This window comes from Neptunomonas marina, assembly GCF_004005935.1.
Classification (GTDB): domain Bacteria; phylum Pseudomonadota; class Gammaproteobacteria; order Pseudomonadales; family Balneatricaceae; genus Neptunomonas; species Neptunomonas marina.
This window is the reverse complement of sequence record NZ_SACQ01000001.1, coordinates 722,586-735,558: the sequence shown is the minus strand read 5'-3', so window position 1 is coordinate 735,558 and position 12,973 is coordinate 722,586. Positions and strand designations below refer to the sequence as shown.

Annotated in this window: 7 protein-coding genes; 5 read left to right on the top strand and 2 right to left on the bottom strand. The window is 46.2% G+C overall.

Going from position 1 to position 12,973, the window contains the following annotated elements:
- Positions 1–1,153: 1,153 nt before the first annotated feature.
- The 4 genes from EOE65_RS03495 (at position 1,154) to EOE65_RS03480 (ending at position 4,097) form a co-directional block, all read left to right on the top strand.
- Entirely contained in the window at positions 1,154–1,930 is a 777-nt protein-coding gene (locus EOE65_RS03495; RefSeq protein ID WP_127692901.1) for an Lcl C-terminal domain-containing protein, read from the top strand.
- A 721-nt stretch (positions 1,931–2,651) separates the two neighbouring features.
- Positions 2,652–3,053, top strand: coding sequence for an OsmC family protein (locus EOE65_RS03490; RefSeq protein WP_127692900.1), 402 nt, complete (start codon positions 2,652–2,654; stop codon positions 3,051–3,053).
- A 57-nt stretch (positions 3,054–3,110) separates the two neighbouring features.
- Positions 3,111–3,641 carry a hypothetical protein gene (locus tag EOE65_RS03485; protein ID WP_127692899.1) on the top strand — a complete coding sequence of 177 codons (531 nt, stop codon included), beginning with the start codon at positions 3,111–3,113 and terminating at the stop codon, positions 3,639–3,641.
- Positions 3,642–3,740: 99 nt separating this feature from the next.
- Positions 3,741–4,097, top strand: coding sequence for a VOC family protein (locus tag EOE65_RS03480; protein ID WP_127692898.1), 357 nt, complete (start codon positions 3,741–3,743; stop codon positions 4,095–4,097).
- 313 nt (positions 4,098–4,410) lie between these two features.
- On the opposite strand, the gene EOE65_RS03475 is transcribed toward EOE65_RS03480, so the two are convergent.
- Positions 4,411–4,617 carry a hypothetical protein gene (locus tag EOE65_RS03475; protein WP_127692897.1) on the bottom strand — a complete coding sequence of 69 codons (207 nt, stop codon included), beginning with the start codon at positions 4,615–4,617 and terminating at the stop codon, positions 4,411–4,413.
- A 580-nt stretch (positions 4,618–5,197) separates the two neighbouring features.
- On the opposite strand from EOE65_RS03475, the gene EOE65_RS03470 reads away from it, so the two are divergent.
- The gene (locus EOE65_RS03470; protein WP_127692896.1) at positions 5,198–5,383 is read left to right on the top strand and encodes a hypothetical protein; all 186 of its coding nucleotides are present in this window, start codon (positions 5,198–5,200) and stop codon (positions 5,381–5,383) included.
- Between the two features lie 748 nt (positions 5,384–6,131).
- Here EOE65_RS03470 and EOE65_RS03465 read toward each other — a convergent pair.
- A complete protein-coding gene (locus tag EOE65_RS03465; RefSeq protein ID WP_127692895.1) occupies positions 6,132–12,950 on the bottom strand; it encodes an LPD38 domain-containing protein in 6,819 nt (2,272 codons plus the stop codon).
- Positions 12,951–12,973: the final 23 nt, after the last annotated feature.

Below are 12,973 nucleotides of genomic sequence, written 5' to 3'. Positions count from 1 at the left end.
TAATTTAGCGCCAGTCTAATTAGGATATTATATGAGTGATAAAATAATCGCAGTTTTGCTAGCTGGCTCCATATCTTTAATAGTTTCGCTTTCAATCACATGGTGAAGATCTTCTGTAGAGTTAAAGAAGCTTAAACAAGAAATTGAGCATCAGTATGCTTCAAAGCTATTCGAGGCTAGATTAGAAAGGTACCCATCCTTATATTCCTATGTTTCCAGCTTTGCAAAACTCTTAGAGAAAAACCAAGCTTCTCTAGATGACTTAATAACATTAAAGAACCAAGTTGATACATGGGATAGCGATAATGCCCTTTTATTAAATAGCAATTCAGTTCGCATAATGTACCGACTTCGAAAGTTACTATATGCGTATACAGAAAGAAACACACCTCTTTGTATAAATGATAGAAAAAATATAAAGAGCGCCATTATAGATATCGAACCTTCAATAAAGTATGAAGTTGGTATACATGATATAAACCCTCTTGGGAAAATTAAAAATGAAGATATAGTACACAATTCATTCGACGAGCTTATACAAGCGGTAAAAGATAGCTCATAAGACTAAACATGCTGGATTCGCCCTGCGACGTCCTCGGCTGCAGGTGCATTATTAGTAGTCTAAATTTATATGTATTAACTTATCCTACCTTGAAAATCATGAGCTACCACATGAGCCGGTAAACATACGATTTACTGAAAAGATCATAGGTGGAAAGTTCTGATAAGAATCATCACGAAGAGACTTACAAATCCTTATGAATGCGTACCGCTCTCATAGGAAAATAGTTTTTGTCCGGTTAGTAAATCATAACCTTGAGAGGTAGATATATGGTGGAGCCTAGCGGGATTGAATCAGCAACAAAAATCATTTTATTACAAATACTTAAATCTTATAAACAAAAAAGAACCCCCAAACATACCCCCAATGATTTTTTAGGGCTCTTTACAGAAAATTGTGTAGTCAGTTTAGCGGTCAGCCATGAAAGACACCCTGCATGAAGCTGCATCCATGTATTTACTTGCCTGCTTTTTATGAATACGGCAGTTTCTGAACACGGCACCGTTTGTATTTAGTACATAGATTTTGCAACAAAACTCAATTTGGTTAAAATCAAGGAAAATCAAACACATCTTCTCTTAGGATTAAATCATGAAAAAGGGACTTTTAGCCCTGGGTGCAGCTGTTGCACTGTCTTCTGTGGCTCCAGCTAATGCTGCATTAGCTCCAGCTTCCCCTGGTCTGATCAACGACACCACTCTTAATATCACTTGGCTTCAAGACGCCAACTTGGTAAAAACCAGTTGCGATGCCAATAATGCCCTTTGGCAAGCTTTTGATCCAAGTACTTCAACAGGTAACACTCGGAGTAAAGCCCAAATCTGTGCGGATAACGGACGTTTAAATTGGTACGAAGCGGAAGATTGGGTTGCTGTGTTAAACTCTCAAAGTTACTTAGGCTATAACGACTGGCGTCAGCCAGAGACCACACAACCGGATGCAAGCTGTTCACTTGTTGATGGCAGTAGTCAAAACTATGGCTACCGTTGTACCGGCTCTGAGCTAGGCCACCTGTTTAATGTCTCATTAGGAAACCCAAACGAGGTAGATAACAGTTGTTTTGGTGTTTATCCACACTGTCTGCAAAACACCGGACCTTTCAGTAATATGCAATCCTTTACGTACTGGTCGGGTACGGAGTACGCTCCTCTTCCTACTTTTGCATTTTACTTCGGTACCGATAACGGCTACCAGGACGAGGACGTTAAGGACGTTAGCAACCTTTTTGTTTGGCCCGTTCGCGGAGGACAATCGGCAGTCGCTCCTACCACTGCCCAAGCGATTCCCGCACTGGGTGGTTTCGGTTTAGTGGCATTGGGTGCTTTATTGGCTGGGCTTGCCGGGTGGCGCATTCGGCTATTTGGGTGATCGAGTTATTTGAAGGTTTCAGGGGGCTACCCCTGAAGCCTAAAAAGTTAAAGCTAGAAGGTGCCGATTTGGTGATAGGGACGTTACGAATACTTACCCACCTATAAGCGGGTGGCATTGCGTTTTAATACTGATCGTTGCAGGCCTTAGCCTCTATCACAGATACTCCTTGGATGCAGAACTGCGCAACCCCAAAAAAGAATTCGTCAGCTTAATTATTCGCGCCAGTACCTATTGATTATCAATTTCATCAGCAAACAGACTGGTCTGCGAAGAACACACCAAGCAATCTCGAATAAATTATCTGCTCGGTATACTCTCACTCAGGAGCGGAGTACTCTTGCTCGAGCACTCGAGACGTAGACCATGAAACACGGCGGAAGATAAGGACATCACATCTGGTAACGTCAATATCGCTATTTGCGTGACTTTTTGGTAATACTTCCCCTATTCTGCCTTACAGCAACAAGTCAACATGCAATCCTTGATCCGGTGCATATGAGTGAGTACTGCTTTAAGTAGCTTGTGACGAGCGTGCGCATAAGCTGTTGACGCAGAGAGCAAGGAAGCTAAGCTGGGTGAGGAGGTCTTCGAGGCATAATCAGTTTAATATTCTTATAGTTCTTCAAGCCCAACAAAGCAGAAGAATAAAATTAGTATTCAACCGCAACATAATCACACTATAAATAATAAGCGAAATCCTTAAACAAAGTAGGAAAGTATGAGCATAAAAGTAAAATGGGACGGCGATTGTCGTTTTAAAGTTTCGACGCAAGGCGGTTTTACATTTGATATTGATGCTACGAGTAACCAAGCGCTTTGCCCAACAGAAGTTCTTTTATCGGCTCTAGGCTCATGCAGTGCAACGGATGTCGTTTTGATACTACAGGAGCGCGGTTTTGAAGTTAAGAGTCTAGAAAACCAAATTAGTTTTGTTTTGACTGAATCTGAGCCTCGCTTGTATAAGTCAGCTAATCTGCACTTTGTAGCAAAAGGCACTGGACTTTTTGAGTCCGATATCTTGCAAGCTGCTGAAGAAGCAGTGAAAAAAAATTGTCATGTTTGTCTTATGCTGGCTCCGGCAATTAATATCACTTATTCGGCAAAAGTAGACGAAAAATAAATTTAACAGCTGTTAATTTCAAACCTTAATTTAGCGCCAGTCTAATTAGGATATTATATGAGTGATAAAATAATCGCAGCTTTGCTAGCTGGCTCCATATCTTTAATAGTTTCGCTTTCAATCACATGGTGGAGATCTTCTGTAGAGTTAAAGAAGCTTAAACAAGAAATTGAGCATCAGTATGCTTCAAAGCTATTCGAGGCTAGATTAGAAAGATACCCATCCTTATATTCCTATGTTTCCAGCTTTGCAAAACTTTTAGAGAAAAACCAAGCTTCTCTAGATGACTTAATAACATTAAAGAACCAAGTTGATAAATGGGATAGCGACAATGCCCTTTTATTAAATAGTAATTCAGTTCGCATAATGTACCGACTTCGAAAGTTACTATATGCGTATACAGAAAGAAACACACCTCTTTGTATAAATGATAGAAAAAATATAAAAATCGCTATTATGGCTATCGAATCTTCAATAAAGTATGAAGTTGGTATACATGATATAAACCCTCTTGGGAAAATTAAAAATGAAGATATAGTACACAATTCACTCGACGAGCTTATACAAGCGGTAAAAGAGAGTTCATAAGACTAAACATGCTGGATCGCCCTGCGGCTTCCTCGGCTGCAGGTGCATTATTAGCAGTCTAAATTTATATGTATTAACTGCCCTTTATAAGGAAGCATTATGACTAATAAAAATATCAACGGTGTAGTCTCAATCATCTCAGTTCAAGAATTTGATCAAGCTCTCAACTTCTATACTCGTCTTTTTATGAGGGAGCCGGATCTTATCCCGATGGAGGGTGTTGCTGAATGGCAAATTCTCCAAGAAGCTTGGGTTCAGCTTGCTTTTGATTCCGAAAGAGCGGGCTCTGCTACTGTAGTTATCACAGTTAATGATATAGAAGAGCAACATCGGCTCTGTACGTCACATAGCTTGCCAATTGGCGATATAACGGAATACCCAGATGTGATAAAAATGGCAGAACTAATTGACCCCGAGGGCAACAAGATATCCTTTGTACAAGATATCTCTCGATAGTCTTCAGTAAAATTAGCGCTCTACACCAAAGTGGCAGTGAACAATCTCCTGCATCCTATCTAGTGCTATGTACAAAGCTAGCAGCAGGTACCAGAGATGAGTGTGACAAGGTAATGCTTGTGTGGTGCGATGAGTTTTTAAGTAAGTGCGAATTCGATAGTTTCCCATCGTTCTTCTCTATCACTCTTACGAGCAGCACCGGCTTCGTTTCCACATAAAAAAAGCGCTCCGAGGAGCGCCTTTAACGGGATGTATGAGTGCTGAGACTCAATTCAAATTAGTCCACTATTACGAGTTATTCAACTAATCAGTATCAGATAGCATCTAGGCGCTGTTCTATCTGCTCAAATTTCTGGTGAAGATCATACAAAATAGTAATTAACGTCTTTTTTGGTAAAGCATCAAGCGACTCGTCTACTGAAATCGCAACAGCAATAGCAGCCCCTTGGCTAGCGAGCAGACTGAGGTCCGACAACTCACTCTGGGTTTTATGACTTAAAGTTTGTGCTAGACTGCTCATGTCAGTTGTCCTCACGTTATGGATCAATTTGATATCTGAGCCCAAAGCAGTTGCAGCTGCTTTGGGCCTTTCTCGTTTCTGGTCGATTTACACATCAAATCCTCGCTTATTTCTTCATGTAATGATGTCTAGTCATACGATGATAACTGATAAATTCAGAACCAATGCGGGCCAAACGTTCCAAAAGAACGCACGACGCAGCAAGTCACCATCTAATACATCAAATCTTATCAATGTTTTTTCTAGCTGCATAAATCCAGTTGCAGATATCCAGCGTTGGATGTTCACAGTATTGCCTCTCGGAAATAATCACTAAAGTACCAATCTGCGAACCTACGCATTGACACAGCGCTTCCTCTACCCTCAAGTCATTTTCCCGCATATATTGTTCATGCTGCGTCTACATCGACCATTAGCTTAGCCAGCTTGGTTGGCCCTTTGTGAACACAGAAAGCGTCCCTAAAGAGTATTCTTTTCGCTGCACTCTTACGCTTGCGAGGTCCCAGTGCGACATCAATTAGATTTATGTGCTTTTCAGGTATATACTGACTTAGTAAATCCATATCAGTTAGAATCACTTATGCAAAGCACAACAGCTACTAGACGTAAGCAGGTACCTAAGCACAGGTTTGATCTGCAACGAATGCAGCAAGCTGTAGAAGGCAAGGACTCCTCTACCGCATTGACTTTATCAGGCAACATGACACCTGAGCAGGTTATGCGTGCGCTAATGGAAGCTAACGTTGAATCAGGTTCTTCTCAGTAATCATTTTCTCAAAGTCTTTCAGAACCTAGTATCTAGCGTAAAGCCCTCAAAGCGCAATGACCCGGATACTGACGGTTATAAGATATCTATCTTCATATCAGAATTCTTAGCCAATGGCTTTGATAGCTCATTGAGAGGGCGAAATAAGCCCTCTTTTCTGGTGCCAACCGATGACCCTCAATGGAAAAAAAAGGTTGACTACGCCAAAAAACATAATCTATATCACTACCATATAGGCATACCTGACTACGAAACAGATTCAAACGGGGATCTGACATCGGAGTATGTGGTCCACTACCAGAAAATAGATAAGTACACAATCAAGCTGGTAGATTTAGACTCACATCCACCCTTTAATCTTCCCCCAGAGACGGTAATGACAGGCTCAAATAACTTTTTGGACATATTGAAAGAAGAGTAACCCTCTTCTCTATGGGAATTTTATCGGCAAGTGGACCTACCTGGATAGGTTAACCTAAAGGCTCTAGAGCAAATTATCCGTTCGCTATACGTTCACCATAGAGCCGAGTATCCTAATGTGAACACTAGGAAAGTGAGCCATGAAACATGACGGAAAATAAGGATATTCTAGGTGATATCGTTACCAACGGTTTTCTTGCATCTATCGTCTGTGTAGGGCTGTATGGGCTAACCGGGGAACGGTTCTTTGCCGGCTTATCAATACTCGGCATACTTCCATTTATGGCCGCAGTATTGATAGCGATTTTTTGCCCCATTGTGGTTTGGATTATAGAACGCTTTGAGTAGCGCGGCGGTATGCCAGGTTAAACTGATCTACCACCTTCTTCATGTCTCGCTCGACGGCTTTAAGGCGACGATCTCGCTCAGCAGCAGACAGGTTCATTGCGTAGATTAGATCACGTCTCTTTCTGAGCATCTTTAGCTGCTTCTCAACTTGCTTCACTTTCGGACGCAGCGATATCAACCCTCTATTTTCCCGATAAAACGCCCCTCTTTCGCGCCCATTAAGCGCTTTAAATTCAGCATACGTTTGCCCTATTTCGTTACGTCGATCATAGAACGCTGATTGATCGGCATACGGCAATACCTGCCCGTTCACTCGACGCAGAAAGAGCGTTTTGTGCAATGGGAGGTCCACGCCATTGGCAACCCGATAGACATTATCAGGAAGCTTATCAGCCACGAAAGCACCCGCACCGCCCGTAACGAAATTTACAAAATACCGCATGACATCAGGGTTGATATCGAGTGCACCGGAGCGCCAACGAGAACCACCGGAGACCTCGTTTAAGAACTCAGCTATAGCTTTGTAGCCCTCGGGTGTGGAACGTCGTGAAAGGTGGCTATCAGGCTTTGGTGTACCGAAGGGAAAGTTTTCGTTATAGATGGAAGAGCCCATGAAGTTCTCATTTGCGACCACATCTACCAGTGGCTTAGCGATAGTGGGCGCAACGTTCTTCATGATGCCAACGCTCAAGGAGTTACTATCCTGAAAACCGATTGGCGAAAAGCTACCTAGCGTCGCCAACATCAAATCTGCAGCAGCACGTGGCACACTGGTTTCACCAATAGCCGCTGCTTCAACCGATGTCCCAAACACATGGAAAATGTTGTAACCGTAAGGCAAAGGAATTTTCCAATAGGAGCCGTCTTGCTCGCCACCCAAGAGAGACTTCATGATTACTAGGTTGCGCTCTTTAACGTACTGCGGCACTTTGTCGTACCAGTTTTCGCCATCCTCATCATCACCTGCTCCCGCCCGGTTAGCCATTGCAATCGCAAACGACCCTGCCATGAGGCCAGCACTGATCTTCTGGGCAGTATGCAATCGCTGCCAAACAGGATCGCCTTTCTCGCCTCGCAAACTACCCATCGTCCGAGCAAAGTTCATGCTGCCCTGTATCGATGCATTCGCAAACATATACAGCGCATTCAGCGTAGTACCTGCCTCGCCGCGCCGGTTAAAGTTCACTGTCATGTTCTTCGCCAAAGACGCCGCTTTCGCTTTGCTGACGCCAGCACGACGAGCATTGACATAAGCACTCAGGCGTACAGCGTTTTCTACCGATTGGTTGAGGTCTTCAACTAGCTTTAAGGTAGCACCACCCCACTTTATAAAGCCTCCCTTCACGCCGCCCTTCGCGATATCAACTAGGTGCTGGATATCGGCCGCCTGACCATCGATATCCTTCATATCGAAGTAGCCAGTTTTAGCACCTGCCTCGCGAAACTCATCAAAGTATGCGGCCCACTCGTTTTTAGACGCTTTACCACGCAGTGATCGATAGATCGAACGCATCGCAACAGGAACATCCTTTACGGTCTGCTTGACGATCTTCTCACCTTGGATCTTACCGTCGGCTCGAGACTGCTCTGCGGATAGATTAAGTACCGCCGTTTGAATATCACGTGCGAAGTTGCCTACAACAAATTCGGGGTTAAATGATGTATTTACCGACGATAGGAACCGGTTAACTTTTGCCAGCCCTTGTATGAAGAAGTTACTCGAATCAGGACCAATGTTCTTCATTGCCTTCATCAAGCGGGGATCTTCGAGCTTAATGTAATATGTAGTGCCGTCACGTTTAGTGCTGAAGTAACGATCAGACAGCATCGCCATGGGAATGGGCCGCTCAACGACCTCCTCGTATTTGTTGCCCGTCTCAGGATCTGTTCTTTGAACAATGCGTCGATCCATCTCTGGCGAGTCGTCGGTAAACACTTGCCAATAGTCAGTGTTCGGATTCTCTTCCACCAGAGCGAGGAAAGCATTACCGACTTCGTTCTTACGCTTACGAATCAACGTTTCGGTCAAGTCTTGTATTGCATATGAGGAAGGGCTGGCAGCTTGTGATTTACGTCCGAGCGCACGCTTTGACTCCTTCCCACCTATCGTAAAGCCCTTGCCGCTGCGAGGTAGTCCTTCTTGCTGCTCATCGACAGCAAAGCCTTTGAGCGGAACATAATGCTCGTATTTGCTTTCCCACGCATCGATCAGGCCGGTATCTTCCAAGCCATTCTCTCGGATTTCGTAGCGGCGAGACTCCAGCAAATCATAAACAATGGTGGCCAGCTTTTCGTAATCCGCTTGTTTACCATCTGCTTCAACGGTACGAAGAACGTCAGCCGCTTCTGCATTAGTCATCCCAGAACCGCCATCCGGGAGATCAGGGTTAATGCTGGCAATATGCGCGTTTCGCTCTGGTGCATGCTTGGCGTACAAGTATTGGTCGAGCTGCTCTTGCGTAATACCCAGCTTCACCATCTGCTTCGCGAGAGGTTCGATGTAGGTATCTCGCATAAGCCGCAGATCGTTCTCTGCCTTACCGTGGAATAGCTCCTCCGCTAGATACGCATCAGATTGTTCAGAGATACTGCCACCAGAAGACTCGATATCAGCCTGTAGCTTTTTAAGCACATGAAACTTATCCGCGATCCAAGAAATAGCTTGGCGAGATATTGTTTCCTCAGGTGCACTGAAGCCGTCATCTAGCGGAGTTTGAGTGCGAGAGAATCGCGTATCTTGATTGTACTCTTCAACAGCGTTCGCTAGACTGTAAATGGCCTCTGCAGAGCGGATTGAATCCAGGTTAATGCCATCGGCTTTAGCGACTGTCTCAACCCACCAAGCTGCAGAGGTTTTTTCGTTTAGCTCCACAGACTCAAGAGAGTAAAGAGGATTATTTTGTCCTGAACGAGCGGTTTCCTTAACCGTGAGTTTTACAATGCTCGCTTTTCCATCAACCACAAATGGCGCAAAGTAACGATGAATTGCTTTGATGCTAGCCTCACCTTTACTGTCAGCCTTTGACCAGCCCAAAACAGCCTTTTCGAACAAGTGATCCGCGTTAGCAACCGCCATTGAATGACCAGCTGGGCTCTCTGATTTTGTAACAGCTTTGCGGCTCAACATTTTGTCGAGCGTGTTGCGAGATACCACGGCCTCCATTTGTGTTTCTTCATTAACTAAAACACTCCCCTGGAAGTCTTTCACAGCTAACCGTGCCTCAGAGAAGTTGTGTGCCGAACGCTTTGCTTGGTAGTCGTCGAGTGCCCCCCCGTGCAAGTCTCCTGCGGTGCTTGGCTTACTGTCTTCAGCAGCATTTGATGGAGTACTTGGAACTTCAGCGTCATTGGAAGCTGGCTCGCCATACATTGCATCTTCAAAGGTTTTGATAAAGCGAGGGTCATGAGTCAGTGTAGTAATTCGCGCTTCACCTTTAACAACCGCTTTTCGAGCAGCAGCGACGACTCGCAGAATCTCCACGTCGGTCATGGTATCGAGCGACTCGGCAAACCGAGTACCAGACATCACCTTGCGAAGGCCGCGGCGAATGATATGCGCGATCCGCTGAATCAAGTCTGGGGCGACTTTACCGGTCCCAGCGATATGCGCGACGAGCTCATCAGCCATCATTTGGCGACGCTCTGCTATGCTCATACCGCTGCTGTTATCCCAATAGCCTGAAAGGTCGAAACCATACTTCTGGCCTAACTGCTGAATACCAGAGTAGCCGCCCACTTGTTCAAAAAGACGATCCATATGGAATTCAAGCGCGCTACCATAGAGCTGCCGTAATCCGTAGTGACCAAGCGCTTCGTGCAGTACAATACGTTCCACGTCGGCTTCAGTCCGAATCTTGTCAGCTACGAGGTAAAACCGGCCATTATGGAATACGCCATCTATTTGGTTACGTGCGTTTTGCTCATCTATGGTGGCTTGAAGATCCGCAGGAAGCTCGCGATCCGTCGCAACGGTTATCATTTCGGGAGCATTCGCCCAGTCAGCGGTAATACGAACGGCAATCGCATCTACTTGATCACGCGAGATCGGCGTGTTTGTATTACGCGAAGCACCAGACCGTGAAAAACTCGCAGCACCAACAGGCCGATACATACTCTCGCTTATTTCGTAATCACGATTTCGGCCCTTATTCTCCACGAACCCCAACCGCTTATACCATGCTGTTAACTTCGCTTTATTGCCGCCAAAATCAGATGATGGTGTGAGAACGAGAGTTTTCTGCTGCTTATCTGCGTGGCTGATAATCTGTTCCATAACTGCCGATCCAATACCTTTGGAACGTAGCTCTGGAGGCACTTCTATCTTAGAGACTTCGAGTTGAGTATCGCTTTCCATTACGCTGAGCTTTACCTCAGGATGGAGAGACTTAATGGAGTCGATGAGAGTTTGAGTCTCGGGCGTTCGACTAAACCGACTCTCGATAGTATCTCTATTGAATTTGCGTACTGTGTCGTCGCCAGCGCGTGCACCTGTATCATGCGCAGAGTAAATAACAGCATTAGGGGCTTTGCCATTGTGCATGGCCAAGCGGCGCACAGCCTCAGATAGGAAGGACTTGGTCGCAGTATTGCCGATATTGAGCTTGAGGTATTTCAGTCCCTGAGGACTGGTTTTGCCAGTGTCGCTTAAGTATTCCGTACCGGCCAGAGCTTGAGCCGCCGCGCCGCCTTCAACAGGTCCAAGAACGCCAACCTCATATTCGTTGTTGCCGGTATTTTTGAGAGATACCGTTAAAATGGACGCGCTTTCAGTAGCGCCTTTCTGCATCAGTTCAGGAGGTATTACTCTAAGAGTAAACACCTCTTGGCCTGCTTTATTTCGTGTTACTTGTCCGTCGGTGACGATTCCTCGGAACCCTGCGACTTCGCCTCCAAAGAACAGAGTTTCTCTACCTCCGCCAGGAGTTCCGGCGAGAACTCGTGGTCTGCCCCGGTCAAATCCATGTCCAGCGGTGATTCTTTCTTCCACCCAAGCTTTTTGAGCCTCTCGACTGTTTCCGGGTCCGCGTCGAAGTGCGCCATTATTAAACTCCTCCCAAAACGTTTTCTTCGCTTCAGAAGTATATTCAGGATCAATGCTGCTGTCTTGTTGGCTGGGTGCCAAACCATTATCAGGCACTTCAAGAGAAGCATCAGGCAATAACGCTGCGCTTTCTGGAGTAGCACCCACATCAACACCGACCTCTAGCGGTTGATCATAGGTTTCACCTACCTTTGCACCCTCTGTCTTTACAGAGCTAGCAAGCTCACCACCGACAACCTCACCAGTACTCACATAAGGCGCAGGAAACTGGTTAGCCACCTCTCGAACTTGCTCGTTGGTCTCTGTCGCACTTCGAAACAGATCATCTGCCCGACGGTACATGGCTTCTGCAAGCCGCTCGTTACCGCCGGCCTTTGCCCTCGCAGCGCGCTGGTAAACACGCTTGGCAGTCGACAAGGTAGACACCTCATCAGCAAAGCCCATTCGCTCCGCCGCGATGATCAAGCCGTCAATACCAGACATATCACGATGTGACGCCGTTGGCCGCTCTTCAAACACAGGGGCTTCTTGAATCAGCGTTGCACTGTCTTGGGCGCCAGAATCAATTTGCTCTCGTGCTTTCTGAATTTCAGTGGATGTCGCAACGGCATTTGGTAGTTCTTGGCTGGCCGTATCCGCCCTAGCAGACGCCTGGTCAAGAGCATCGCCCCCAGCTGCCGCAGCCTCTTCGCCGGCGCTTTTGATATTGGAAGACGCATTATCAAGTATAGTACGGGTGGCAACTGCGACATCGATGGGCGTCGTTACAAGCTCACCCACGGCCTCTGCCGCAATCGCTCGACCATCTGTGATCTGGCCGTCAGTAACCAGCTGTGCGCTGGCCTCCCCTGCAGCTCCGCCCCCAATCTGAACGGCACCCTGAGTGGCCATATTGGTTAACTGCTTCGTTACACCTTTTCCGAAGCCAAGACTTTTGGAAGCCAAGCCCATTGTTAACGCATCTGCTGTGCCGATTGCCGCTGCTCTTTTTCGAGCTTTACTTACCGCATTGGTCAGCAGCTCAGGCCGCGCGCTAAGCGCCTCTCGGAAACGCGCTGCGTTCGTTAAGTCGATTCCGCTTTCGCGAAGCTCTTCGGCCACAGTGGCCGCAAACTCAACTCGTGCAGAACCAAGTCCACTGCCTAACGCGAAACCTACAGGCCCTGCTGCACTCATAAGCGCTCCAGTGCCCAGAGCCTCCAAAGACCCATACGCAGAGCTTGCTCCAATCTCCGTTACAATCGTGAACGGGTCAGCCAAGAAGTCGTCAACTATCGATGATTCATCCTCGCCACTTCCCTTCAGGAACCTTTGAGTGGTCGGAGACAGTACCGCTTTGCTCGCTTCCTTTTGGTGATACTCTGCATCATCAAGCGTGGTTTGAAGATCCTTATCCAACTCTTGGAATTGGCCGGTTGCAGCGAGCGATCTGCGCTTCAATTCATCGCCCGTCATACCCATGAAAAGGCTTGTACTAGGCTTCTGAGTCGACAAAGACGCGAAGCTTGGGTCATTGATATCGGAAGCCTTTTCCGCAGCGGTGTTGAGCTTGGTATTTCCCATCACAGAGTGATAGCTAGCCACTGCGTTGCTCAACAACCCAGTGGGTTTTGGCGTCGTCGCGAAGGTAACAAGTTCCTCATGACTTAGGCCGGCTAATGAAGGGTTAATATCAGGAAGAATGGAGATGATTTCCGCGTCAGAGTACTTCTCGACACCGGGGTTTTGTTTCTTAAAATCGTCTAGGTAACTGCTCATACGTGTCTCACGACAGGTTATTG